At 71.1% G+C, this 25,572-nt stretch carries 22 protein-coding genes and 1 other RNA gene; 17 read left to right on the forward strand and 6 right to left on the reverse strand.

Annotation, left to right across the window (positions count from 1 at the left end):
• Positions 1–45 precede the first annotated feature (45 nt).
• The 5 genes from mtrA to raiA all read left to right on the forward strand — a co-directional run bounded on the left by mtrA (position 46) and on the right by raiA (position 5,920).
• Positions 46–735: an MtrAB system response regulator MtrA gene (mtrA, locus tag AB0A95_RS22415; protein ID WP_110564421.1), complete on the forward strand. Its 690-nt coding sequence runs from the start codon at positions 46–48 to the stop codon at positions 733–735.
• A gap of 12 nt (positions 736–747) precedes the next feature.
• On the forward strand, positions 748–2,505 hold the full coding sequence (gene mtrB / locus AB0A95_RS22420; RefSeq protein ID WP_357557700.1) for an MtrAB system histidine kinase MtrB: 1,758 nt from the start codon (positions 748–750) through the stop codon (positions 2,503–2,505).
• Positions 2,502–4,316, forward strand: a complete 1,815-nt coding sequence (locus AB0A95_RS22425) for an LpqB family beta-propeller domain-containing protein (protein WP_357557701.1) — start codon at positions 2,502–2,504, stop codon at positions 4,314–4,316. Before mtrB ends, AB0A95_RS22425 begins: the two co-directional genes overlap by 4 nt.
• 12 nt (positions 4,317–4,328) lie before the next feature.
• Positions 4,329–5,033, forward strand: a complete 705-nt coding sequence (locus AB0A95_RS22430) for a ComF family protein (RefSeq protein WP_357557702.1) — start codon at positions 4,329–4,331, stop codon at positions 5,031–5,033.
• A 245-nt stretch (positions 5,034–5,278) separates the two neighbouring features.
• Positions 5,279–5,920 carry a ribosome-associated translation inhibitor RaiA gene (gene raiA / locus AB0A95_RS22435; RefSeq protein WP_357557703.1) on the forward strand — a complete coding sequence of 214 codons (642 nt, stop codon included), beginning with the start codon at positions 5,279–5,281 and terminating at the stop codon, positions 5,918–5,920.
• Positions 5,921–5,979: 59 nt separating this feature from the next.
• Here raiA and AB0A95_RS22440 read toward each other — a convergent pair whose 3' ends face one another.
• Positions 5,980–7,092: a GNAT family N-acetyltransferase gene (locus AB0A95_RS22440; protein WP_357557704.1), complete on the reverse strand. Its 1,113-nt coding sequence runs from the start codon at positions 7,090–7,092 to the stop codon at positions 5,980–5,982.
• A complete protein-coding gene (locus AB0A95_RS22445) occupies positions 7,089–8,231 on the reverse strand; it encodes a GNAT family N-acetyltransferase (RefSeq protein WP_357557705.1) in 1,143 nt (380 codons plus the stop codon). The genes AB0A95_RS22440 and AB0A95_RS22445 overlap by 4 nt, the downstream gene beginning before the upstream one ends.
• A 177-nt stretch (positions 8,232–8,408) precedes the next feature.
• Between AB0A95_RS22445 and secA the strand changes: the two genes are divergently transcribed.
• Positions 8,409–11,336: a preprotein translocase subunit SecA gene (secA, locus tag AB0A95_RS22450; protein ID WP_357557706.1), complete on the forward strand. Its 2,928-nt coding sequence runs from the start codon at positions 8,409–8,411 to the stop codon at positions 11,334–11,336.
• Positions 11,337–11,668: 332 nt separating this feature from the next.
• Here secA and AB0A95_RS22455 read toward each other — a convergent pair whose 3' ends face one another.
• Positions 11,669–12,265 (reverse strand): Rv3235 family protein, encoded by a 597-nt coding sequence (locus AB0A95_RS22455; protein WP_357557707.1) that lies wholly within the window; start codon positions 12,263–12,265, stop codon positions 11,669–11,671.
• A gap of 351 nt (positions 12,266–12,616) precedes the next feature.
• Positions 12,617–12,844: a helix-turn-helix domain-containing protein gene (locus AB0A95_RS22460; RefSeq protein ID WP_357557708.1), complete on the reverse strand. Its 228-nt coding sequence runs from the start codon at positions 12,842–12,844 to the stop codon at positions 12,617–12,619.
• A 215-nt stretch (positions 12,845–13,059) separates the two neighbouring features.
• Between AB0A95_RS22460 and AB0A95_RS22465 the strand changes: the two genes are divergently transcribed.
• Complete coding sequence (locus AB0A95_RS22465) at positions 13,060–13,569, forward strand: hypothetical protein (RefSeq protein ID WP_357557709.1); 510 nt, start codon at positions 13,060–13,062, stop codon at positions 13,567–13,569.
• A 34-nt stretch (positions 13,570–13,603) separates the two neighbouring features.
• Here AB0A95_RS22465 and AB0A95_RS22470 read toward each other — a convergent pair whose 3' ends face one another.
• Positions 13,604–14,692 carry a hypothetical protein gene (locus tag AB0A95_RS22470; RefSeq protein WP_357557710.1) on the reverse strand — a complete coding sequence of 363 codons (1,089 nt, stop codon included), beginning with the start codon at positions 14,690–14,692 and terminating at the stop codon, positions 13,604–13,606.
• Positions 14,693–15,121: 429 nt separating this feature from the next.
• Here AB0A95_RS22470 and pruA point away from each other — a divergent pair, with 429 nt between their 5' ends.
• The 10 genes from pruA (at position 15,122) to AB0A95_RS22520 (ending at position 23,915) form a co-directional block, all read left to right on the forward strand.
• On the forward strand, positions 15,122–16,750 hold the full coding sequence (gene pruA / locus AB0A95_RS22475) for an L-glutamate gamma-semialdehyde dehydrogenase (RefSeq protein WP_357557711.1): 1,629 nt from the start codon (positions 15,122–15,124) through the stop codon (positions 16,748–16,750).
• Positions 16,751–16,927: 177 nt separating this feature from the next.
• Entirely contained in the window at positions 16,928–17,443 is a 516-nt protein-coding gene (locus AB0A95_RS22480; RefSeq protein WP_091393967.1) for a PadR family transcriptional regulator, read from the forward strand.
• A 121-nt stretch (positions 17,444–17,564) separates the two neighbouring features.
• Positions 17,565–18,686, forward strand: coding sequence for a peptide chain release factor 2 (gene prfB, locus AB0A95_RS22485; protein ID WP_357557712.1), 1,122 nt, complete (start codon positions 17,565–17,567; stop codon positions 18,684–18,686).
• Positions 18,687–18,804: 118 nt separating this feature from the next.
• A complete protein-coding gene (ftsE, locus tag AB0A95_RS22490; protein ID WP_030331491.1) occupies positions 18,805–19,485 on the forward strand; it encodes a cell division ATP-binding protein FtsE in 681 nt (226 codons plus the stop codon).
• A gap of 67 nt (positions 19,486–19,552) precedes the next feature.
• On the forward strand, positions 19,553–20,428 hold the full coding sequence (gene ftsX / locus AB0A95_RS22495; RefSeq protein ID WP_357557713.1) for a permease-like cell division protein FtsX: 876 nt from the start codon (positions 19,553–19,555) through the stop codon (positions 20,426–20,428).
• A 151-nt stretch (positions 20,429–20,579) separates the two neighbouring features.
• A complete protein-coding gene (gene smpB / locus AB0A95_RS22500; RefSeq protein ID WP_357071795.1) occupies positions 20,580–21,059 on the forward strand; it encodes an SsrA-binding protein SmpB in 480 nt (159 codons plus the stop codon).
• Positions 21,060–21,163: 104 nt separating this feature from the next.
• Positions 21,164–21,539: a transfer-messenger RNA gene (gene ssrA, locus AB0A95_RS22505) on the forward strand.
• Positions 21,540–21,611: 72 nt separating this feature from the next.
• Positions 21,612–22,286, forward strand: a complete 675-nt coding sequence (locus tag AB0A95_RS22510; RefSeq protein WP_357557714.1) for a hypothetical protein — start codon at positions 21,612–21,614, stop codon at positions 22,284–22,286.
• A 140-nt stretch (positions 22,287–22,426) separates the two neighbouring features.
• Positions 22,427–22,915, forward strand: coding sequence for a hypothetical protein (locus AB0A95_RS22515; RefSeq protein ID WP_357557715.1), 489 nt, complete (start codon positions 22,427–22,429; stop codon positions 22,913–22,915).
• 46 nt (positions 22,916–22,961) lie between these two features.
• Entirely contained in the window at positions 22,962–23,915 is a 954-nt protein-coding gene (locus tag AB0A95_RS22520; protein ID WP_357557761.1) for a hypothetical protein, read from the forward strand.
• 29 nt (positions 23,916–23,944) lie between these two features.
• Here the strand turns inward: AB0A95_RS22520 and mdlC are convergent, their stop codons facing one another.
• A complete protein-coding gene (gene mdlC / locus AB0A95_RS22525; protein WP_357557716.1) occupies positions 23,945–25,540 on the reverse strand; it encodes a benzoylformate decarboxylase in 1,596 nt (531 codons plus the stop codon).
• Positions 25,541–25,572 lie beyond the last annotated feature (32 nt).

Consider the following 25,572-nt stretch of genomic DNA (forward strand, 5'->3'; position numbering starts at 1 on the left):
GGACGCCGGTCCCACCGAACTGACTGAGGATGCAATATTAATCCCATGAGAGCCCGCGTACTGGTGGTCGACGACGACCCCGCGCTCGCCGAGATGCTCGGCATCGTCCTGCGCAGCGAAGGTTTCCAGCCCTCGTTCGTGGCGGACGGCGAGCGAGCGTTGGCCGCCTTTCGTGACAGCCGTCCCGATATCGTGCTGCTCGACCTGATGCTGCCGGGCATGAGCGGTATCGACGTCGCGCGGTCGATCCGGGCGGAGTCCGGCGTGCCGATCGTCATGCTGACCGCCAAGAGCGACACCGTGGACGTCGTGCTCGGCCTGGAGTCCGGTGCCGACGACTACGTGGTCAAGCCGTTCAAGCCCAAGGAGCTGGTCGCCCGGATGCGGGCCCGCCTGCGCCGGGGCGAGGACGTCGCCCCCGAGATGCTGACCATCGGGCCACCGGACAACCAGATCACCATCGACGTGCCGGCGCACACGGTGAGCCGCAACGACGAGGAGGTGAAGCTGACTCCGCTGGAGTTCGACCTCCTGGTCGCGCTCGCCCGCAAGCCCCGTCAGGTCTTCACCCGCGAGGTGCTGCTGGAGCAGGTCTGGGGCTACCGGCACGCGGCCGACACCCGCCTGGTCAACGTGCACGTCCAGCGGTTGCGCGCCAAGATCGAGCCGGACCCGGAGCGACCGGAAATCATCCTCACCGTGCGGGGCGTGGGATACAAGGCGGGGACCGGATAGCCTGGTCGCACTGTGTCGACCTCGCCGCCCCCGCACCCCCAGAGCACGGCTGCCCGCCGGCCCAGCGCCGGCGGGGAGCTCTGGCGCGCGGTGACTGGCCGGGTCGCCCGGGTGGTGGCCCGGGTGCACCAGACCTGGCGCCGTTCCCTACAGGTCCGGGTCGTGACCATCACGCTCGTCGCGTCCAGCCTGCTGGTCGGCGGGTTCGCGTTCCTGATCGCTGACAAGATCAGCACCATCCTGCTCGACAACGCCCGCAGCGACGTCCGGCAGCGGGTGATCAGCGGTGCGAGCTACGCGGCGAAGCAGGTCTCCCTCTACGGTCAGCCGCAGGAGGCACAGCTCCAGGAGACCATCGAGGGCACTGTCAACTACCTGGCCGGCGGTGACCCCCAGCAGACCAGCGGTGTGGTGGTGGCGATCACCGCCGATGGCTACCACAACGACATCCAGACCCGCACCGCGCCATCGGCGAACGTCCAGTCGCTGATCAGCCCGGAGCTGCGGGCCGCGATCGCCGACGGCAAGGTGGCCAGCCAGATCCGCACCGGGCGGCTCACCGGCCAGTCCACCAAATACCTGGTGTACGGCTCACCGGTGCCGACCCGCTTCGGCCAGATCGAGCTCTACTATCTGGTGCCGTTGAGCCGGCAGGACGTCACCGCCGCCGACGCGCGGGCCACAGTCGTGGCCACCGGTGTCGCCCTGGTGATCCTGCTCGGGCTGCTCGCGGCGCTCGTCACCCGGTTGGTCGTCAACCCGGTCCGGGTCGCCGCACGGACCGCCCAGCGGCTCTCCGCCGGCCTGCTCGACCAGCGGATGGTGGTCAACGGTGAGGACGACCTCGCCCTGCTCGCCGCCTCCTTCAACCAGATGGCCACCAACCTGCAACGGCAGATCCTGCGTCTGGAGGAGATGTCCCGACTACAGCGCCGGTTCACCTCCGACGTCTCGCACGAGCTGCGTACCCCGCTGACCACGGTCCGGATGGCCGCCGACCTGATCTTCGCCGAGCGCGACGAGTTCGACCCCGCGGTGGCCCGCAGCGCCGAGCTGCTGCAAACCGAGTTGGACCGCTTCGAGGAGTTGCTCACCGACCTGTTGGAGATCAGTCGCTTCGACGCGGGCTTCGCCATGCTGGACTCCGAGCCGACCGACCTGGTGCCGGTGGTGCACCGGGTGGTCGACCGGCTGGCTGGCCTGGCCGAGCGGGTGGGCGTACCGATCGAGCTCGACCTGCCGGGCACTCCGGTGATCGCCGAGGTCGACCCGCGCCGGGTCGAGCGGGTGTTGCGCAACCTGGTCGGCAACGCCGTCGAGCACGGCGAGGCCCGTCCGGTGCTGATCACCCTCGGCGTGGACGACACCGCCGTGGCGATCACCGTCCGGGACCGTGGTGTGGGGCTCAAGGTGGGCGAGGAGAAGTTGGTGTTCAACAGGTTCTGGCGGGCGGACCCGTCCCGGGCCCGGCAGACCGGGGGCACCGGGCTGGGCCTGTCGATCAGCCTGGAGGACGCCCGGCTGCACGGCGGCTGGCTGGAGGCGTGGGGCGCTCCCGGGCAGGGCGCGCAGTTCCGGCTCACGCTGCCGGCCCGGGCCGGTGACCGGCTGACCACCTCGCCGCTGCGGCTGGTGCCGGCCGACGCCGCGCTGCCGTTCGGCGGGCCCCGCGACGGCGGCCCGCTGGCCATCGGGCCCGGCACGGGCGGGGCGTTGGCGATCGACCCGGCGCCGACCGGGGACGGGCAGCGGGCGGAGGTGCGCTCATGAGACGACCGACTCTTGTCGCGGCGCTCGGCGTGGTGGTGCTGCTGGGCGCCGGCTGCGGCATCCCGGCGGCCTCCGACGTGCGGGTGGACGGCAAGGGCGGGGCCGCGACCGAGGCCGGCATGGTCAACGGTCCGGGCAACGAGCCGCCGACCCGAACGGCCAGCGGCAGCGTCAACGAGGCGTTCGTCCGCAACTTCCTGTCCGCCGCCGCCGGTGAGTCGGATCGGGCGTACGAGCGGGTCAAGGCGTACATCGCCCCGGAGCACAAGTCCCGCCTCCAGGACAAGAAGGGCAGCGAGGTCGCGTTGAACGTGGTCCGGCTGCGCGAGTCGGTCTACACCCTCAACAGCGACTCGACCACCACCGTGAAGATCACCGTGCAGCAGATCGGCGTGCTGCGGGCCAACGGCATCCTGGCACCACCGGTGGCGACCGAGACGGAGTACGAGTTCGGTCTCCGCAGCGCGGCGTTCAACGGCGGCGTCAACGACGAGCGTGCCGGGTTGTACGTTCTCGACCCGCCGAACGTGCTGCTGCTCAGCGACGTCGCCCTTCGTCGCTACTACCAGGACGAGTCGATCTACTTCTGGAGTTCGGACCGCACCCGCCTCGTGCCCGACCAGCGCTACCGGCCGCTCGCGGTGCCGGACGAGCGCCGGGTCAACGAGGTGGTGAAGTGGCTGGTCGGTGGCCCGTCCGACTGGTTGCGCCCGGGTGTCGTCGGGCTGCCCGACCGCACCGAGCTGATCAACAATGCCACCGGCGGCAACGGCCGGTGGGAGGTCAACCTGGACATGTCCGGCGACGACCAGAACGGCATCGACCAGTTGATCAAGCAGATCGCCTGGTCGTTGGGGGACTTGCCGGGTGAGCTGGAGTTGCGGATCCGCAACAACTCGCTCCCCGTCCAGGACCTGAGCGAGCGACGGGACTCCGTCGAGCTCTACCCGAACGCCGAGAGCCCGCAGCGGTTCGGCGTGTACGAGGGCGCCATCCATCCGCTCGACTTCGGCAGCGAACTCAGCGGCGCCGTGCCGCTGGCGCCCGAGGCCAACCGCAACATCGTCTCCGCCGACCTGGCGGTGGCCAAGGGGCAGCGGGTCCTCGCCGCGATGGTGGTCAAGGGCAGCGGCGACGGTCGGCACCGCCTCGCGGTGGGCGCGAGCGCCGCGCCGATCTCCGCCCTCAACCGCAGCACGTCCGAATACTCCTCGATGAGCCGTCCGGTCTGGTTGCGTACCGTCGACGCGCGCCCCGGCCGTGGTCTGGTCGTCGCCGACGGGCAGCTCTACCGGTTCGACGAGTCGGCGCGGATGTACCAGGTGCCGCTCAACCTGCCCGCCGACGTCACAGCGGTGGCCGCCGCGCTGGACGGCCAACGGGTCGCGCTGATCGCCGGTGGCCGGCTCTACGTCGCCGCCGTCAACACGGATGGCGGGGGCGTCTCCGTCGGCCCGCCCCGACAGTTGGCCACCTCGCTGACCGCCCTCACCGCTGTCGACTGGGGCAGCGAGGACCAACTGGTGGTGGCGGGGTCCGTCGGCCAGCCGGCGATCTACGAGATCAGCGTCGACGGCGCCCTGGAGACGCCGCTGCGGACCGACCTCGGCGCCAAGGTCAACCACCTGACCGCCTATCCCACCAATCGCACGGTACGGGTGCCCAGCGGGGCCTACATGTACGAGGCGAACGGGGTGGCCTACCGCAGCAGCCCCTTCGAACGGATCGAGCCCGGCCGCGTACGCGACATCGCCCCGGTCCCGGCCGGTGTCCGACCGAGCAACCCGTCGGCGCCGTTCTTCCTCTACTGACCCGGTGACGTGGTGAGCGGCCTCTGGGCGGACCTCGCCGACCTGGTGTTGCCCGCCACCTGCGCGGGTTGTCGGGAGCGCCGGCCCGGCCTGCGGCACGGCGTCTGTCCGGCCTGCGTGGCGGCTCTGGGCGCGCTGCGCCCAGGGGTGGTCCGTCCGACGCCCGCGCCGCCGGGCCTGCCGTCCTGCGTCGCTCTCGGCCCGTACGCCGGTCCGCTGCGCGAGGCTCTGCTGGCGTACAAGGAACACGGCCGGCACGGCCTGGCCCGCCCGCTCGGCGCGCTGCTCGCCGAGGTTGTCGCCGAAGCGGTCGGTGTGGCGCGTCCCGTGGCGCTGGTGCCGGTCCCGGACACGGCGGCGGCGGCCCGGTCCCGCTACGGAGACCACCTGGACCGACTGGCCCGACACTGCGCGGCCCGACTCAACCGGTGCGGCTGGTCGGCGCGGGTACACCGCCCGCTGCGTGCCCTGCCCCGGCCCGATTCGGTCACCCTGGACAGCGCCGGACGGGCGGCGGCGGCCGAGGCGGCTTTCCGGCCGCGTTCCACGGCGAGTCGGGGTCGTGCGGCCGGCGCGGCGCCGGTCGTGGTGCTGCTCGACGACATCGTCACCACAGGCGTGACCCTGGCCGCCGCGACCCGGGTGCTGAGTGCGACCGGATGGGTGCCGAGTGTCGCCGCGGTGCTCGCGGCGACCCAAAAAAGACACCACTTGTAACAGACAGTGTTTCCGTTTCACCCATTGGTGTATGAGCTGCGAAAAATCCTGGGCAGTCTCGGCAACTTGGGGTGACTGCCGGGCGAACAGGCGTTAGCGTTTCGCTGTCGGGGGTAGGAGGTCGTTCCAACGCCCCCCGGCGGTGAGAGGAGGCGTAGCCGTACCAACCGGTCGACGCCAGCGGGTCCCCCCACGGCGCGCGACCGGGTTGCCGGATCGAAGACCGTCCGAACAAGGGAGGTCACGTGGACATCGTGGTCAAGGGCCGAAACGTCGAAGTGCCGGACCATTACCGGGTGCACGTAGCCGAGAAACTCGCAAAGATCGAACGCTACGACCACAAACTGATTCGCGTCGATGTCGAGCTGTTTCACGAGCGCAATCCGCGCCAGGCCGAGCACTGCCAGCGGGTGGAGATCACCTGCGTTTCCCGCGGCCCGGTCATGCGGGCCGAGGCCTGCACGAACGACTTCTACAGCGCACTCGACGCGGCCATCGCGAAGCTCGACACCCGACTGCGCCGCGCGGCCGACCGCCGCCGCGTACACCGGGGGCGACACGCGCCAATCTCCGTCGCCGAGGCCACCGCGGGTCTGCCCGTCGCGGACCTGGTGGCCGCCCCGCTGAGCGGGCCGCTCGACGGCGCCCGCGCCGGCACCGCCGTCGCGGAGCGGGTCGAGGAGGAGTACGACGACCAGCCCTGGCACATCGCCCGGGAGAAGGTGCACCCGGCGGAACCGATGACCATCGACGACGCGCTGTTCGAGATGGAGCTTGTCGGCCACGACTTCTACCTGTTCCAGGACAAGGAGTCCGGCCGCCCGAGCGTCGTCTACCGCCGCCACGCGTACGACTACGGCATCATCTCCCTCGCCACCGACCGATAACCGAGCCACGTCGACCAGGAGTTGTGGCAGGGGAACGCCTGCCACAACTCCGTGGTCCGTCAGCGCGGGTCGGCCGACAGCAGCGCGAAGGTCAGGTCGTCCAGGCGGGCACCGGCCAGGCCGGGCAGCCGCCCACGCTGCACTGCCTCGCGCTGGAACCCGATCCGCTCCAACACGCGGTGCGAGGCGGTGTTGTCCGGCACCGTGCCGGCGGTCAGCCGGGTGACACCAGCGGCCCCGAACGCCCAGTCCACCAGTAGTCGGGCCGCCCGGGTCGCGTAGCCCCGGCCGCGCCAGTCGGGCAGCAACGCGTAGCCGACCGACGCCTCGCGGGCTGCCACGTCGGTGTACGACAACCCGCAACTGCCGACCGGCTCCCCGCTGGCCGCGTCGGTGATCAGGAGTCGGGCGATGTTCCCGGTCAGCCATCCGCTCTCCGCGAGACGACAGCGTCGCTCGATCGCCTCTCGCGTCGGCGGCACCGGCGGCGCCTGGTTCGCCACCACCTCGGGTCGACTGTGCAGCCGGTACATCAGGTCGGCGTCGTCCGGCGCGAGCCGGCGCAGCGTCACCACCTGGTCGGTGAGCACCCCGCCGGGCAGGTCGGGCAGCAGTCGGGCGACCGGTCCGGGCGGGTCCTCGGCGAGACGTACCCAGGCCAGCAGGTCGTGCCGACCCCCGTCCCGGCCCGACCCGGCCGACCGGCGCGAACCCTCGTGGCGGAACCCGGCGGCCAGCGCGACCCGCTGGCTCGGGCCGTTCTCCGGCTCGGTGAGCAACTCCAGCCGAGCGGTTCCGGTGGCGAACGCGTGCTCGCTCAGCGCGCGGGTGGCCGCGGCGGCCAGTCCGCGCCCACGCGCCGCCGGCCGCAGCCAGTAGCCGATCTCGGCCTGGCCACGCGCGGGCACCGGGTTGTTCAGCCCCACCGCGCCGAGCAGCCGGTCGGTGGCCGGGTCCGCGACGGCGTAGGCCGCGCCGCCGCCGGTCCAGGCCGCCGGGGCGCCGACGTCGATCCACCACCTGGCGTCGGCCCGGGTGTACGGCGTGGGCAGATTCGAGACGAACCGTTGGGTCAGCGGGTCCGTGCAGCCGTCGACCACGTCGGCGGTGTCCTCGGCCCGGAAGGGACGCAGCCGCACCCCGTGCGCCTCCACCACCTGCCGGAGCGTCACGCGAGGTCCTCGGCGAGCAGCGCGGCCACCCAGACGTCGACCCGCTCGCCGCGGTGCTGCACCCCGCCGCGGGCGGTCCCCTCGAACGTGAAGCCCGCCTTCTCCGCCACCCGGCGCGAGGCGGTGTTGCCCACGTTCGCCCTCCACTCGATCCGGGCCAGACCCAGCGTGGCGAAGCCCCAGGCGCTGAGCGCGACGAGCGCGGCCGGCAGGTAGCCCCGGCCACGGGCCACCGGGGCGGTCATGAAGCCGACGTCGGCCAGCAGGGCGTCGGTGGGGGAGAGCCGCAGGTCGACAGTGGCGGCGTACCTGTCGTCCGGGTCGGCGACCACGAAGCAGGCGGCCTCACCCCGGGCCCAGGCGTCCTGGCCGTAGACCTGGTAGCCCTGCGCGTCGGATCGCTCGTACGGGTCCGGCACTGTCGTCCAGCGGATGCTCTCCGGATCCCGGCAGGTCTGCACCACGGCGTCGAGGTCACGCTCCTCCATTTGTCGCAGGCGCAGCTCACCGGCCCCGGTGGTGGCGAACAGGGTGGGCTGTGGGCGGCCGAAGACCGCGGCGCGGCGGGCCGCGAGGGTGCCGTGACCGGCGGGTCCGGTCGCCCCGGGGGCGGGCACCTCGCCGGGCAGCAGCGAGCCGATCCAGCCGTCCGCGCCGGACTGTGTCGCCGGGTTGGCCAGTCGCAGCCGGCCGTCGATCCGGAAACCGGCCCGGAGGGCGACCAGCCGGGAGGCGTGGTTGCCCACCTCGGCCTGCCAGATCAGCCGGCGCAGCCCGAGGGTGTCGAAGGACCAGCGGGCCACCGCCCGGGTGGCGCGGACCATCACGCCCCGGCCGCGCGCCCAGGGAGCGGTCCAGTAGCCGACCTCGCCGGTGCCGTCCCGGTCGATGGAGATCAACCCGCACGAACCGAGCAGTTCACCGGTCGCCGGGTCGCAGACCGCGAACGGCGCCCCGGTGCCCTCCGCCCAGGCCGTCCCGCTCATCTCGGTGACGAAGCCGAGGGCGTGTTCGGGCAGATACGGGCGCGGCACCGTGGTCCAGCGCTGAATGTCCGGATCCTGGCACGCCTTGTGTACGGCCTCGGCATCGCCGTCCCGCCAGGGCCGCAACAGCACGCCGTCCTCAGTGATCTCCACGGGCTCCACCCGTGCATCCTGCCGCAGCGTTCGCCGACGGCGTAACCGGATAACGTTTGGGGTGTGCGCAGGACGCGAAGTATGTCGGGTTCGGCGGAGTCGACCACCGCCACCAGTGACCATCGCGCCGATGGAGCGCCTACGATGGTTCGAGACTGTCTAGGGGAGCGTTGATCCGTGTCGATTCTGGAAAAGGTCCTTAACGCGGGCGAGGGCCGCATGGTGCGCCGGCTCAAGGCCATCGCCGCCGCCGTCACCTCGATCGAGGACGACTACGTCAACCTCACCGACGAGGAGCTGGCCGGCATGACCGAGCAGTTCCGGGAGCGGCTCGCCGACGGGGAGACCCTCGACGACCTGCTGCCGGAGGCGTTCGCGGTGGCCCGCGAGGCGGCCGCCCGGGTGCTCGGCCAGCGCCCGTACGACGTCCAGGTGATGGGCGGCGCGGCGCTGCACTTCGGCAACATCGCCGAGATGAAGACCGGTGAGGGCAAGACGCTGACCTCGGTCATGGCCGTCTACCTCAACGCGCTGTCCGGCAAGGGCGTGCACGTGATCACGGTCAACGACTACCTCGCCCAGCGTGACGCGGCGTGGATGGGTCGGGTGCACGAGTTCCTCGGGCTGACCGTCGGCGTGGTGCTGCCCAACCGGCCAGCCACCGAGCACAAGGCCGCCTACGAGTGCGACATCACCTACGGCACCAACAACGAGTTCGGCTTCGACTACCTGCGCGACAACATGGCCTGGTCGAAGGACGAGCTGGTGCAGCGCGGCCACAACTTCGCAGTGGTCGACGAGGTCGACTCCATCCTGATCGACGAGGCCCGCACCCCGCTGATCATCTCCGGCCCGGCCGAGCACTCCGCCCGCTGGTACGGCGAGTTCGCCGGCGTGGTGGCCCGCCTCCAGCCCGGCACCGACGGCGAGGGCGACTACGAGGTCGACCACTCCAAGCGCACCATCGCGGTGACCGAACGCGGTGTCGCCAAGGTCGAGGACCGGCTCGGCATCGACAACCTGTACGAGTCGGTCAACACTCCGCTCGTCGGCTACCTCAACAACGCCATCAAGGCCAAGGAGCTCTACAAGCGCGACAAGGACTACATCGTCAGCGACGGTGAGGTCCTGATCGTCGACGAGTTCACCGGTCGCATCCTGCACGGCCGTCGCTACAACGAGGGCATGCACCAGGCGATCGAGGCCAAGGAGGGGGTGGAGATCAAGCAGGAGAACCAGACTCTTGCCACCATCACCCTGCAAAACTACTTCCGCCTCTACGAGAAGCTGTCCGGGATGACCGGCACGGCGCAGACCGAGGCGAGTGAGTTCAACAAGGTCTACAAGGTTGGCGTCGTGACGATTCCGACCCACCGCCCGATGGTCCGCGAGGACCGTCCGGACGTCATCTACAAGACCGAGAAGGCCAAGTTCAACGCCGTCATCGAGGACATCGCCGAGCGGCACCAGCTGGGTCAGCCGGTCCTGGTCGGCACCGTCTCGGTGGAAAACTCCGAGATCCTCTCCCAGCTGCTGCGCCGACGGGGCATCCCGCACAACGTGCTGAACGCCAAGTTCCACGCACGGGAGGCCGAGATCGTCGCCCAGGCCGGGCGTAAGGGCGCGGTCACCGTGGCCACCAACATGGCCGGCCGTGGCACCGACATCCTGCTCGGTGGCAACGCCGAGTTCCTCGCCGCGAACGAGCTGCGTCAGCGCGGCCTCGACCCGCTGGAAAACGAGGAGGAGTACGCCAAGGCGATGGAGGAGGTCCTGCCCACCTGGAAGCAGGCCTGCGACGCCGAGGCGGACGAGGTCGCGGCGGCCGGTGGCCTCTACGTGCTGGGCACCGAGCGGCACGAGTCCCGGCGCATCGACAACCAGCTGCGCGGTCGCGCCGGCCGGCAGGGTGACCCGGGCGAGTCCCGCTTCTACCTGTCCCTCCAGGACGAGCTGATGCGGCGGTTCCGCGCCGGCGCGGTCGAGGCGGTGATGGAGCGCTTCAACATCCCGGAGGACGTGCCCATCGAGTCGAAGATGGTCACCCGGCAGATCAAGAGCGCGCAGGCCCAGATCGAGGGCCAAAATGCCGAGATCCGCAAGAACGTGCTGAAGTACGACGAGGTGCTCAACAAGCAGCGCCAGGTCGTCTACGCCGAGCGGCTCCGGGTGCTCAACGGTGAGGACCTCTCCGACCAGGTCCGCAACATGATCGACGACACCGTCGAGGCGTACGTGCGGGGGGCCACCTCCGACGGCTACGGCGAAGACTGGGACCTTGACCAGCTCTGGTCCAGCCTCAAGCAGCTCTACCCGGTCGGCGTGACGATCGAGGAGCTGGAGGAGGAGGCCGGCGGCTCGCGGGCCGGCATGGACGCCGACTTCCTCGTCGCCCGCCTCAAGGACGACGCCAACGCCGCGTACGACAGGCGCGAGGAGCAGCTCGGCACCGAGGGCGTGCGTCAGCTCGAGCGGATGGTGCTGCTCCAGGTCATCGACCGCAAGTGGCGCGAGCACCTCTACGAGATGGACTACCTCCAGGAGGGCATCAACCTCCGGGCGTACGCCCAGCGCGACCCGGTCGTGGAATACCAGCGCGAGGGCTTCGACATGTTCGCCACCATGATGGAGGGCATCAAGGAGGAGACCGTCGGCTTCCTCTACAACATCGACGTCCAGGTGACCGAGCCGGAGCCGGAGTCGGGCTCGGAAGAGGTCGCGCTGCTCGACAAGCCGGTGGAGATCCGGGCCAAGGGTCTCAACCAGGCGCCGCGGCGGCAGGGCCTGCAATACTCCGCGCCCACCATCGACGGCGAGGCCAGCCCCGGCGCGCCCGTCATCGAGCAGGCCGAACAGCAGGCTCCGGCGCTCGGTGTGGGCCGTCCCGCCCCGGGCGCTCCGGCGGCACCGGGCCGGACCGCCCCGTCCGCTCCGCAACGTCCGGCCGCCGGTCTCCGCGGCCCGGCGGTTCCGTCGGTCGCCTCCCGTCGACCGGCAGCCAACCAGGCGGAGGCGAGCAACGGCCCGTCCCGCAACGCGCCGTGCCCGTGTGGCTCGGGCCGTAAGTACAAGCGCTGCCACGGCGCCCCCAACGGCGGCAACTGACCGACCCGACAGCACCTGACCGAACGGGTCCCGGCCGTCCAGGCCGGGACCCGTTCGGCGTCTCCCACGTGACCTCCGGCCAAGCGCCGCCGCCCGGTGATCATCCCGACCTCAAGGAAACCGGAGCATCGGATGGTCGTTGATGCCCCGACTTCCCGAATCCCGAGTCGATCAGCCAGGCCCGGGCCGGTCTGGAGCCGCGCCAGGGTCGGCATGGCCACCTCGTCGGTCGATCGGCGAGGCCTGGGCCGCTCTGGTGGCTGTGCCAGGGTCGGCGAGGCCACCTCGTCCATTAAGGGCGGGCGGCGTGCCCCTGGGTGCGTCGGATGTGGTCAGAGGACGTGCAGGGCGGTGCAGAGCCAGCGGCCCCGGCGATGTTCGAGGCGCAGTGCCATTGCCCAGCTCCGACCGCCGGCGCCGGTGAGGACGGCCGCCGCCTCCACCGCGGTTTCCCGGGGCTCGCAGACTCGCAGGCGTAGCAGCCGGACCAGTGGTCGGCCGGTACGGCGCCGGGATGTCCCGGCCCGGCCGGTTGCGCGGGCGAGTTCGGTCAGCAGGTCGCCCGCTCGGGCCGGGTCGAGCAGCGCCCGCACCTGGGTCGGCGAACGGTAGCCGTTGACCACCTCCAGGCAGGTGCCGACGAAGCGGTGCGCGGCTCGGGTGGTTTCCGGAGCGGTCGACGGCGGCAACGACGCGACCGGGTGGGTGGTGGTGGACCTGCGGGGCACCGGGCGCAGGGTTGCTCGCCGCTCCGGCGGCCGGACCGGGCTGGGTCGGGCGGAGGTGAACAGGTCGAGGGCGAGCTGACCGTCGGTCTGCGCCGGCCAGTATGACCCGTCGGTCTCGTCGACGTACGGCGGGTCGAAGGGCGGGACGGGGCGCAGCCGCACTGGTGGTCGGGAAGGACCGGGTCGCGCTCCACTCATCATGACCCCCGAACCCTGCGTTTGCCTTCGTTTGCCTCTGACAAGCTCGATTCTGAGCGACAGAGCGGCTTCGGTCAATGGCCCGATGGCAGCCTCCACCCGTCAAGGCGCATGATCCACTCGGGTTTCTTGATATCGCGGGGTCCCAGCGCCCCCGACACCCCAACTTCATGAAAGCCGAGTGGATCATGCCCTGCCCAGGCCGGGCGGCCCAGGCCGGGCGGCCCAGGCCGGGCGGGCGGGCTGCGCCGGGCGGGCGGGCGGGCTGCGCCGGGCGGGCGGGCGGGCTGCGCCGGGCGGGCGGGCTGCGCCGGGCGGGTAGGCGGGCTGCGCCGGGGCCCAGGTCGGGCTCTGCTACTCGGGGTCGCGGTCGATGAGTGGGTTGCTCTGCACCCAATCGGCGGTCTCGGAATACTTGCGCGCGATGTACTCCTCCAGTCGCGCGCGCTCGACGCGCCACTGACCGCGTCCACCGATCTTGATCGCCGGCAGTTCGCCACTGCGCACCATGTGGTAGACCTGCGAGTCCGATACGTTCAGCTCGGTGGCGACGTCGGAGAGCAGCAGGAACCGTGGCTCCACAGGGACTCCCGAGGTTGATGTCGTTTGGCTCAGTTTGCCACCGACAGCCCCGACCGCCCAACGCCCCGCCGACCTGACGGTGGATCGACCGTACGGGACACACCGGGCGGGAACTTCCACCGGCCGGAGTCGGGGTGTATGACGATCACGGCGTGCGGCATGATCTGCGCCCGTGCCGGCGGACGCCGGTGGAGGACGACGCGGGGAGACGACCGGTGACCAACGAGCTTGTCCGGGTGTACGTGCCGGCGACCGTACCGATGGTGGCCCGCCTGCGGGCGGAGGGGCTGGCCGCCGACCAGGCGCACGCGGTGACCCCGACGCTGCGCGAGTGGTACGCCGAGGGTGACGAGGAGGAGTTGGAGTACGTCGCGTTCACCCGGGCCGCCCAGGACTCGCTGCACCTGCTCCGGGCCGACCCGACCGCTCCCCGCCGCCGCGTCGTCGTCTCGGTCGACCTCCCGGCGAGCGCGCTCGGGCGGGGCGACGGTGAGTTGGGTTCCAGCAGTGTGACGTTGGCCGACGCCGTGCCGGTGGGTGCCGTCGCCGCCCTCCACGTGGACGGCGCGGACGCCGCCGAGGAGGTCGCCGCGGCGGTCGAGGTGGTGGCCGAGGCGGCTGCTGGCGACCCCGACGCGCAGTTCACCGTCGACAGCGCGGAGGATCACGAGCTGGAGTGGTACGACGTGACAGAGCTGGACCTGCTGCTGAACGCCGCCAGCTGAGCCGGCCCGCCGGAACGCCGGAGTCAGCCCGGCGTCAGCGGGCCGGATCGGCCTTGGCCGGGCCCGTGTCCAACACCTCGGCGGGGTCCGGCTCGTCGTCCTTCGGGTCGACCCGGTCCCCGACGGCGATGTCCGGGCTGTCGGCAGGTGCGTCGTCGTCGGTGTGGGCCGGGCCGAGCGTGCGGCCGAACGCGATCAGGGCGGTGAGCGCCCCCACGAAGAGCACCCAGATGCCGTTGTCCACCCGCGAGGTGCCCAGCGAGGTCTGCGCCACCGCGTCCGCCTCGCTGAGGGCGCTGGCCAGGTCGAGCAGCGACCGGCCACCGATCCGGATGATCACCTCGGCGAGCAGCAGGAGCAGACCCGGCCCGGCACCGGCGAGCAGGTACGACGGCCAGCGCAGCGTCGGGACCGCAGGATCGCGGCGCAGCATCCGGCGTCGCGCCCAGGTCAGGTATCCGAAGGCGAGCAGCCCGGCGAGTAGCCCGGCGACAAGCGACTCGGTGCGGGACACCCACTTGGCCGCGTCGACAAGCGACTGTTGGCTGTCGCCGGCCCCGAAGAGGTCGAACAGCGGGTCCCGGGCCTGGCTGAACGCGACAACGAAGATCAGCGTGCCCAGTGCGGCGGTCACCACCGCACCGACCGCCGGTGCGGTCCGCGCGGCGGCCACCGCACCACCGATGATCGCCGCGGCGGCGGTGGTGCCGGCGATCACGTTGGTGGTCGAGGTGTCGAAGTAGGTGAGGTTGATGGCCACCGCGGCGGCCAGCCCGACCAGCATCCCGCCGCCGATGGCCCCGGCGTAGCGCAGGGTGGCCCAGTCGCCGTACCGGCGGGCCAGCAGGTTGCCGCCGGCCAGCGCGACTGCCGCACCGCACACCAGCGCGGCCGAGATCACACCGGGCAGGGCGAACGCGGAGAGACTGATCGCGGTCACCCCGGCCGCCGCCGAGGTGATGGCCTCCCGGGTGGACCAGAGCATGGCGGTCAGCCACCCGAGGGCCAGCAGCGCGAGCACCGCCGCGCCAGGCGCGGGCAGCGGCCGGCTGCCGGGGGTTGCCGCGTCGTCCGCCGGGTCGTGCGACTCCGCGGCCGGGACGCGGCCGGGCTGCTTGGTCATCGTCTCCCCTTCGAGGCGGCAGGTCACCGACCATTGAGGGTACGCGGGCCCGCTGCGCCCTCCGCCGCCCCGGGACGGCCGAGACGTCCGCGGCCCGGCCGGCCCTTCCGACGCCCAGCCGAACGCCACAGCGAGGCACTGCGGTGCGGAGGCGAGGCAAGGCGCGGTGTGGGAGCCGGGTGGCCGCCCGGGGCAGGGGCGAGTCGGCGCGCTGGTCGTCGGATCGACCTCGGTCGGTAAGGGGAGGAGGGGTGGGCCGGTCCTTGGTGCGAGGCGATGGCGGAGGCAGGGTGTGCTGCCCTTCGTGGGAGAATTGTGCGAGGTCCCGCCGCTGCTCGGCCCTTCCGCGTGGCGTCCGGTGTCCGGCCGCCCGGTCGGTGCCCGCGGGTCCGGTTTCGCCACTGCTGTCGAGATCGCCAGGAGCCTTTGATGGATGCCGTGTTCTCCGTTCCCGAGCCGCGCAACGAGCCGGTTCGCAACTACGAGCCGGGCAGCCCCGACCGGGACCGGCTCCAGCGGCGGCTGACCGAGCTCGCCGCCGAGCGCATCGACCTGCCGATGACCATTGGCGGTGACCAGCGGATGGCCGCCGGTGACCCGATCGACGTGGTGCAGCCGCACCGGCACGCGCACGTGCTGGGCGTGACCGCGCACGCCACCCACGACGACGCGCACGCCGCGATCAAGGCGGCCAAGGACGCCGCTCCGATGTGGCGGGCGCTGCCGTTCGAGGAGCGGGCCGCGATCTTCCTGCGTGCCGCCGAGCTGCTCGCCGGCCCGTGGCGCGACACCCTCAACGCCGCCACCATGCTGGGCCAGTCGAAGACCGCGATCCAGGCGGAGATCGACTCGGCGTGCGAGTTCATCGACTTCCTCCGGTTCAACGTGCACTTCGCCAGGCGTCTGCTGGAGGAGCAGCCGGCGTCCTCGCCCGGCGTCTGGAACCGCTTCGACCACCGCCCGCTGGAGGGCTTCGTCTACGCGGTCACCCCGTTCAACTTCACCGCCATCGCGGGCAACCTGCCGTCGGCGCCGGCCCTGCTGGGCAACACGGTGATCTGGAAGCCGGGCCCGACACAGCAGTTCGCCGCGCACTTCACCATGCGGCTGTTCGAGGCGGCCGGCCTCCCGCCCGGCGTGATCAACATGGTCACCGGCCGGGGTGAGGAGGTCTCCGACGTGGTGCTCGCCGACCCGGACCTGGCCGGCATCCACTTCACCGGCTCGACGAAGGTCTTCCAGCAGTTGTGGCGGACCGTGGGCGACAACATCGCCCGCTACCGGGGCTACCCCCGGCTGGTCGGCGAGACCGGCGGCAAGGACTTCGTCGTCGCGCACACCAGCGCCGACGTGGACGCCCTGCACACCGCGCTGATCCGCGGCGCGTTCGAATACCAGGGCCAGAAGTGCTCGGCGGCGTCGCGGGCGTACGTGCCGCGCTCGATCTGGGAGGGTGGGCTGCGCGACCGGCTGGCCGCCACCACCGACTCGCTGACCTACGGCGACGTGACCGACTTCGGCAACTTCGGCGGCGCGGTGATCGACGACAGGGCGTTCGCCCGGCACACCGCCGCGCTGGAGCTGATCGGCGGTGACGAGAGTTGCCGGGTGCTGGCCGGCGGCACCGCCGACGACTCGGTCGGCTACTTCGTCCGGCCGACGCTCTTCGAGTGCTCCGACGCGGCCCACGAGACGTTCACCACCGAGTACTTCGGGCCGATCCTGGGCGTGCACGTGTTCGACGACGCCCGGTTCGACGACGTGGTCGCGCAGGCCGAGTCGATCGCCCCGTACGCGCTGACCGGCTCGGTGTTCGCCACCGACCGCCGGGTGGTCGACGCGGTCGCCGAGCGGATGCGGTACGCGGCGGGCAACTTCTACATCAACGACAAGCCGACCGGGGCGGTCGTCGGGCAGCAGCCGTTCGGCGGCGCGCGGGCCAGCGGCACCAACGACAAGGCGGGCTCCTGGCTCAACCTGGTCCGCTGGGTGTCGCCGCGCACGATCAAGGAGACCTTCGTGCCGCCGACCGACCACACGTACCCGCACATGGGCTGAACTGCGGCGACGACCCGCCGGCGGCGCGCGGTGCCGCCGGCGGGTCGGCCCGGGGCCGTGATCCATCGATAGTCCTCAACGGACAGTCTGTCGCCGACAGTGCACTTAGGAAGTCCTGTTGGGTGGCAAACCGGCAAATCCTGGACGCCGGGTGCGCAAAGTGGCAGCGTAGGGGGCATGGCGGATTCCGGAGTCAACCCTACGGCGGCGGCCCTGCTCGGCCTCCTCCACGAGGGCCCGATGACAGGTGGTCAGTTGATGGCCGCTGCTGAGCGCCGTCTGGCGCCGTACTGGTCGATGACGCGCAGTCAGGTCTACCGCGAGTTGCCGGTGCTGGCCGAGCGGGGTTTCGTGCGGCTCGGTAAGCCGGGGCCGCGGATGAGCCAGCCGTATGCGCTCACCGCAAGTGGGAAACGGACATTTTCCCGCTGGCTGGCCGAGAACCCGGGGCGGGACACCATCCGCAACCCGATCGCGCTGCGGATGGCCTTCGGCAACCTGCACTCCGCCAGCCAGCTCAAGGGCCTGTACGCCTCGGCCAACGAATACCACACCGAGGCCCTCGCCCAGGTCCGGGAGCAGGTGAAGAACGCCAAACGGGATGGGGAGACGTACGACGCCAGCGCGCTGGAGTTCGCCGTCGCCTACCACCGGGCGGCCCTGTCCTGGTTGAAGTCCGCTCCGGTCGGGTGACCTCCGGCGGGTTAGCCCAGAGGGAACGAGCTGCTCAGCCGGCGGCGTCGGGGTGTGGCTTTTGCGCGGGACCGCGGGGCTCGCAAGCTCAATCCTCGTTCGCGCAGTACGCTTACCTGTCGTGACCGCTGCCGATTACGCCGAACAGCTCAAGGAACTCGACGCGACCCTGCGAAACATCGAGGCCGTCCTCAACCTCGACCGACTCCACGAGGACAAGGCCCGCCTTGAGCAGGAGGCTTCCGCCCCCGACCTGTGGGACGACCAGGCCAAGGCTCAGCAGGTGACCTCGCAGCTGTCGTACGTCAACGGCGAGATCAGCAAGCTGGGCAGCCTGCGGTCCAGCCTCGACGATGCCCAGGTGCTGTTGGAGCTGGCCGAGGCCGAGGCCGACCCGGGCGTGTTGACCGAGGTCGAGTCGGAGATCACCGGGTTGACCAAGGCCATCCAGGAGATGGAGGTCCGCACCCTGCTCTCCGGCGAGTACGACTCCCGGGAGGCGCTTGTCGCCATCCGCGCGGGCGCCGGTGGTGTGGACGCCGCCGACTTCGCCGAGATGCTGCTGCGGATGTACCTGCGCTGGGCGGAGCGGCACGGCTATCCGACCGAGGTCTACGAGACCTCCTACGCCGAGGAGGCGGGCCTGAAGTCGGCCACCTTCGCGGTCAAGGTGCCCTACGCGTACGGCACGCTCAGCGTCGAGTCGGGCACCCACCGGCTGGTCCGGATCAGCCCGTTCGACAACCAGGGCCGCCGGCAGACCAGCTTCGCGGGTGTCGAGGTCCTGCCGGTCACCGAGCAGACCGACCACATCGACATCCCGGAGAACGAGGTACGCGTCGACGTCTACCGCTCCTCCGGGCCCGGTGGGCAGAGCGTCAACACCACCGACTCGGCGGTCCGGTTGACCCACATCCCGACCGGCATCGTGGTCACCTGTCAGAACGAGAAGTCCCAGTTGCAGAACAAGGCCTCCGCGCTGCGGGTGCTCCAGGCCCGACTGCTGGAGCGCAAGCGCCAGGAGGAGCAGGCCAAGCTGGAGGGGCTCAAGGAGAACGCCGCCGGTTCGTGGGGCGACCAGATGCGCTCCTACGTCCTGCACCCGTATCAGATGGTGAAGGATCTCCGAACCGAGCAGGAGACCGGCAATCCGAGTGCGGTGTTCGACGGGGACCTGGACGGTTTCATCGAGGCGGGGATCCGTTGGCGTAAGCAACGGCAACTCGCCGGCGACGGAGCGTAACGAGACGCGGGCGGAACGCTTCGTCGATCTCCAGGTAGAGGCCTGATTCGACGACTCGTGCCGGATCGGCGGGGCGTGGGGCTTGGCTCAGTTGTTACACCGCGTAGACTCACCACCCGTGATTCAGCTTGAGCAAGTGACGAAGACGTACCCGAAGGCGTCCCGGCCTTCGCTCGACAACGTGTCCGTCTCGATCGAGAAGGGCGAGTTCGTCTTCTTCATCGGTCCATCCGGCTCCGGCAAGTCCACAATCATCAAGATGCTGCTGCACGAGGTCGCCCCCAACAAGGGCCGCGTCGTCGTCAACGGCAAGGACGTCACGTCGATGCGCTCGTGGAAGCGACCCCACTTCCGGCGCTCGATCGGCTGTGTCTTCCAGGACTTCCGGCTGCTGCCGAACCGCACCGCGTACGAGAACGTGGCGTTCGCCCTCGAGGTGATCGGCAAGACCAAGGCGGTTGCCCGCCGGGTCGTGCCGGAGGTGCTGGAGCTGGTCGGGCTCGGTGGCAAGGAGCACCGCTACCCGCACGAGCTCTCCGGTGGTGAGCAGCAGCGGGTCGCCGTCGCCCGGGCGTTCGTGAACCGTCCGCTGATCCTGCTGGCGGACGAGCCCACCGGAAACCTGGACCCGGACACCTCGATCGAGATCATGCGCCTGCTGGACCGGATCAACCGCACCGGCACGACCGTCGTGATGGTCACCCACGACTCCAACATCGTCAACCAGATGCGCCGCCGCGTCGTCGAGATCGAGAGCGGTCGTATCGTGCGTGACCAGGCCCGCGGCGTCTACGGGTGAGCCGGCTCTCCACCCCTGCGCAGCCTGACGACGAACACTTCATGCCGGAGACCCGGAGGAAATCCCGATGCGCGTGAAATACGTCCTGTCCGAGGTACTGGTCGGACTGTGGCGCAACGTGACCATGTCCATCGCGATGATCATCACGATGGCGGTCTCGCTGACCATGCTCGGCGCCAGCGGTCTCATGTACCGCCAGGTCGACGACATGAAGGTCACCTACTACAAGAACATCGAAGTCTCGATCTTCTTGAAGCAGGAGGTGAGCGAGCAGGAGCGCACCGACCTGAACGCCAAGCTCGACAGCGACCCCCTGGTCAAGGAGGTCTTCTACGTCAACAAGGACGAGGCGTACAAGAAGTTCAAGGTCATGTACCAGGACGCGCCAGACCTGGTGAACGTGGTCAAGCCGGACCAGCTGCCCGAGTCGTTCCGGCTCAAGCTGAACAACCCGGAGCAGTACAAGGACATCTACGAGCAGTACAAGAACACCGCGGGTGTCGACGAGATCATCGACCAGAGTCGACTGCTCGACAAGATCTTCGACATCCTCACCTCGATCCAGAACATCGCCCTGGCCGCCGCCATCGTGATGGCGATCGCCGCCCTGCTGCTCGTCGCGAACACCATCCAGGTCGCCGCGTACAGCAAGCGGCGTGAGGTGGCGGTCATGAAGCTGGTCGGCGCCTCCAACTGGTTCATCCAGGCACCGTTCGTGCTGGAGGCCGTGGTGGCCGGCCTGATCGGCTCGCTGCTCGGTCTGGTGGCCTTGGTCGCGGCCAAGTATCTGCTCTTCGACCGCTCGTTGAGCGCGTTGCAGGGTCTGCTCTCGCCGATCTCCTGGGGCGACATCCTTGTCGTCTTCCCGCTGATGGCCGGCGTCGGTGGCCTGATCAGCGCGGGCACCGCCTGGATCACCCTGCGCTTCTACCTGCGGGTCTAGGCACCGTACGGGTCGTCCCGTCGTCTCCCGAGGACCCTCCCGCAGCCGGAAATAAACGGCGCGGGAGGGTCCTTGTCATTCGGGTAGCATGATCGGTTGTCCGGCCGAGGTGCGCTCGGCCCACGGGCAGCGGAGAGAGGGGGTGGCACCGATGCCACGGGAAAAGGGGCGCAAGGTGGTCGCCTCCAACAAGAAGGCGCGCCACGACTACGCCATTCTCGACACGTACGAGGCAGGCATGGCGCTGACCGGCACCGAGGTCAAGTCGCTGCGGGCCGGGCGGGCGTCGCTCGTCGACGCGTTCGCCCAGGAGCGTGACGGCGAGCTGTTCCTGCACGCCCTGCACATCCCGGAGTACACGCAGGGCACCTGGACCAACCACGAGCCCCGGCGCACCCGCAAGCTGCTGCTCAACCGGGTCGAGATCGACAAGCTCGTCGGCAAGACCCGCGAGGGCGGTTTCACCATCGTTCCGTTGCAGGTCTACTTCTCCGACGGCTGGGCCAAGGTCGAGATCGCCCTGGCCAAGGGCAAGAAGTCGTACGACAAGCGGCAGGACCTCGCCAAGCGGGACGCGGACCGGGAGATCGCCCGGGTGTCCGGTCGACGTGGCAAGGGCATGGACGACTAGTTCATCCTGTTTGTCCGGGTCGGCGTGCCGGCCCGGGGCTCGGGATGAAAGCTGTTGCGGCAGGCGTTAGTCTTGTCAGTGCCGCCACATCGGCGGCCTGTCGAGGGGGTGACTGGTTTCGACTTCGTACGCAGCGACAGGGGAAGCGAGCCGAGGAAGCCGACGTCGTCTCGAGAATCGGTCGTCGGAAACTTATAAGCGCCAAGCAAAATCGCGCTGACTTCGCTCTCGCCGCCTGAGGCGAGTAGCTAAGTCTGTCGGCCTGGGAACGCCTTCGTCCCAGTAGCCGGCATCAGCTAGGAGGCTGGCCAACCGGACCCGGTCGCGGGGTCCGTGCGGCGAGATTAATCAGCGACTGGGCCCGTCACACCAACTTGCTCGCGTGAGCGGTGGGGCCGAGTAGAGGCACAGCGAGCTGCGCTCGGAGAAGCCCTGACAAACCGGCGAAGGACCCGGGTTCGATTCCCGGCACCTCCACCACCTCGAGCGAAGCGCCCCGGCCCATCGGCCGGGGCGCTTCGTCGTGTCCGCGGCTCGCCTACGCTGCCCCCTGTGACGAACCAGGAGCTGCGCCTGTCGGTCGGCGCCTCACCCGGGCAGCGCACGTGGGCGGTGGTGGTCGGCGTCTTCATCACCGCCGTCGCGTCGGCATTCGTGGTGCTGCCGCTGGTCGCCGGCGGGTTGCTGGGTCGGCTGTCCGGTCCGGGTGACCCGTTCTCCTCCTACGAGGAGGCTCGCGACCTGCCGCCGGGGATGCTGCCACCCGCCCTACGGGACGGTGGCGCGGAACAGGCCGGGCCGAGCCCGTTCATCGGGCTCTGCGGCCTGCCGTTCGTCCTGCTCGGCATCTACCTCGTGCTGCGGGTGCTCCGCACTGCCGCCTGGCTGGAGGGCAGCCACGTCCGGGTCCGGGGCGCGTTCCGTACGCGCGGTGTCGACCTCGCCACCGCCCGGATCGACGCCGCCGCGCTGTCGTACGACGAGCCGGGGGACGACATTCCGGCGCCTCGGCAGCGGACAGCCGCCATCATCGCGACCGACCCCGCGGATGGACGGCGGGTCACCGTCGCGTTGCGGGGCATGGGGTTGGCCAGCCTGCCCCCGTCGGAGTTGCGCGCGCTCGCCGACGCGATCACGACGGGCCGGCCGGCCGACGGTCGGGACGGCGACGCGCACGCCGTCGCCCGCCAACTGCGCCGCCGGGCGGAGCACCCCCGGCTCGGCTGAGCGGCGGTTGTCCGTTTCCACAGGGACCTGCGAGACCCCTGGGACCAACGGGACAGATGAGCATCCCCCGGGGGCTTTACCGGCCGGGCGGGCAGGCTCACCATCGTGGTGTGGGGTAGCTGCACAGCACGGGAGGTGCCATGGTCACCGGTCCGGTCCAGCAGTCGTCACTCGTCGCCCGCCCGCCCGCCGTACCGCACCATCCGATCGGGCTGCCCGGTGAGCCACGCCCGGCCGGCCTGGCCGGAGACGTCCACGCGTTCGGCCGGGCCGTCACCGTGGCCCCCACCGAGCCGCGCTGGCGGGAAGAGGTCCTGCTCCGGCTGCGTCCGGTGGGGCACGGGTTCGCCGAGCACGTCCGGGTCACCGAGGGCCCGGCGGGCCTCTACCGGGAGTTGCTCACCCAGTCGCCCCGGCTGGCCCACGGGGTGCGGTTGCTGACCCGGGAGCACGCGGGGATCGTCGCCGCGATCCTCGCGGTGCAACGGGCCGCCGAGCGTCCCGACGTGCACCCCGACGAGCTGCGGCACCGCGCCGGGCACCTGCTGCGGCGCTTGGCCCGGCATCGGCGGCGCGGCGCCGACCTGCTCTGGGAGGCGTACCAGACGGACCTGGGTGGCGAGACCTGAGCGGCCGACCGGGAACCGGCGGATCGGCGGTGGCGTCGAACCGTACATGCGTCGACCGGCCCTGCTTCTCGTCCTCCCGTTGTTGCTCACGGCGGGCTGCGCCACACCCGTGGCGGATCCGCCCGTCGGGCCTCGCCACCAGTCGCCCCGCGGCGAGGCGTTCGACAACCGGGCCGCCGAGGTGGCCGAGGCGTGGCGACCCGGCCCCGACTGGAGTACGGGGTACGTCCCGCTGGAGGGGCCCACGGTGCTCACCGGTGACCCGCGTTTCACCCCGGACACCGAGGCCGCCTACCGGGCCGGGTGGTATCGGGCGCAGGTCCCGATACCGCCCACCCGGGTCGGCGGCGAGATCCGATTCCCGGACGGCCGGCTGACGCTGCCGCTGGTCAGCGCCGCCGAGGCGTACCGTCAGCTGGACCAGGGTGATCCGCTGCCCTGCCCGGGGCGACCGAAGCGGCCCGGCCTGCCGAGTCCGGGCGGCCCCCGCGTGGAACCAGGGCCGGACGGATGGGCCACCAGCGCGACGCAGACGGCCTGTCTCTCGCTCACCGTCACCGCTGTCACGTTCGGTGCCGTGCCGGTCCGCACGAGCCGGGGCACGGCGCAGGTCCCGGCCTGGCTGTTCACCATCAAGGAACTGGCCACCCCGGTGGCCCGGCTCGCCGTCGCGCCGACCGCTGTCACGCCCGTCCCCCAAAGCTCCGCGCCGGCCGGCCCGCTGGCCGACGGTCTGGTGGGCGCTCAGAACCTTCAGGCGGTCGACGATGCCCGGATGACAGTGCGGCTCGGCGTCGGCGCCTGCGACACCGACATCACGCCGCTGGTGTGGGAACGGCCGGACGTCGTGGTGGTCGGCGGCCGCGTCACCCGGGCCACCGGCGACTGTCCCGCCGTGCTCAAGCTGGCACCGGTCGCCGTCACCCTGGGGGCGCCGCTGGGCGTCCGGCCGGTCCTGGACGTCGCCACCGGAGCCCCCCTGTCGATCGCCCCACGCTGACCGACCGGCGCCGGAGCCGACGGGCCGCCTCAGAGGAGGCTGGGCACGTCGGTGCTGATCGGCACCGGTAGCACTGTCGGCCGGTCGGCCCGCAGCCCGGTGGCGAGCGCCGCACCGAGCTGGTCGGGGGTCTCGACGACCTCGGTGGCGCAGCCGTAGCCGGTCGCGATGGCGACGATGTCCAACCCCGGCAGGTCCAGGCCGGGCACACCGGGAGTGTGTTTCAGCTCGGCGAACGCCTTGAGGATCGCGTACTGCTGATTGACCGGAACGACGACCACCACCGGTAGTGCGAGACGCGCGGCGGTCCACAACGCCTGCACCGAGTAGTGGAACGAGCCGTCACCGACGACCGCCACCACCGGGCGGTCGCGCCCGCTGTCCCGTTCGGCCAGCGCCACGCCGATCGCGGCCGGCAGGCCGTAGCCGAGGCCGCCGCTGGCCATCGTGAAGTACGACGCCGGGCGGGTGATCCGCAGCTGCCGGCGCAGTGCGGACAGATTGGACGGTGACTCCTGCACCAGCACGCCGTCCGCCGGCCAGTGCGCGGCCAGCCCGGCGAACAGCGCGTCGGCGCTCAGCGGGGCGGTGATCTCCGGCGGGGTCGGTGCGTCCCGGGGGGCGGGGGGTGGCCGGTCGGCCGGCGGCACCCGGTCCACAAGCGCGGCCAGGGTCAGCCCCGGGTCGCCGAGCAGGCTGTCCCCGACGGGTGCCCGCGCGGCCTCGTCGGGGTCGTCCGTGACGTGCAGCAGTCGGGCGCCCTCCGGCAGGTGCCCACCCGGCACGTACGGGTAGTAGCGGAACACCGGTGCGCCGACGACAAGCACCGTGTCGTGCCCGCGCAGCGCCTCGGCGAGAGGGCCGATCGCGTACGGGAGCACCCCGCGGAAGTGCGGGTGGTCCTCCGGGAAGACGGCCCGTTCGGGTGCCGGGGCCGACCAGACCGGTGCGGCAAGCCGCTCGGCGAGCGCGACGGCTGTCGGCCAGCTCCCGGAGCGGTCCACCCCCGGCCCGTACACCAGCACCGGGTTGTCACTGCCGGCCAGGATCCGGGCGAACTCGTCAAGCCGTCGCGGGTCCGGCGCGAACCGGGTGGCCACCGTTCGTGGTGCGGGCAGCGGGTCGGCCGGCTGGGCCCAGTCGTCCATGGGCAGGGAGAGGAAGACCGGCCCGGCCGGTGGCTGCACCGCCGTCGCGTACGCCCGCAGCACCGCCGCGGGGATGTCCTGCGCGCGGGCCGGCTCGTAGGCCCACTTGACGTACGGCTGGGGAAGCTCGGTGGGCCGGCGGCTGGCCAGCCGAGGTTCGAGCAGCAGCATCTCCCGGGTCTGCTGGCCGGCGGTGACGATCAGCGGCGTCTTGTTGTGCCAGGCGGTGACCAGGTTGCCCATGCCGTTGCCGGTGCCCGGGGCGGTGTGCAGATTGACGTGGGCGGGTGTGCCGCCGGCCTGGGCGTAGCCGTCGGCCATCGCGACCGCCGTCGCCTCCTGGAGGGCGTGGACGTAACGGAAGTCGGCGGGGAAGTTCGCCAGGAACGGCTCCTCCGTCGAGCCGGGGTTACCGAAGACTGTGGTCATGCCGAGGGTGCGGAGCACGTCGTACGTCGCGTCCCGGACCGTTGCCATCGCCACCCGCCTCCGTGTCGCGGGAGGGACGA

This window comes from Micromonospora sp. NPDC049230, assembly GCF_040647875.1.
In the GTDB taxonomy this organism is placed as follows: Bacteria; Actinomycetota; Actinomycetes; order Mycobacteriales; family Micromonosporaceae; genus Micromonospora.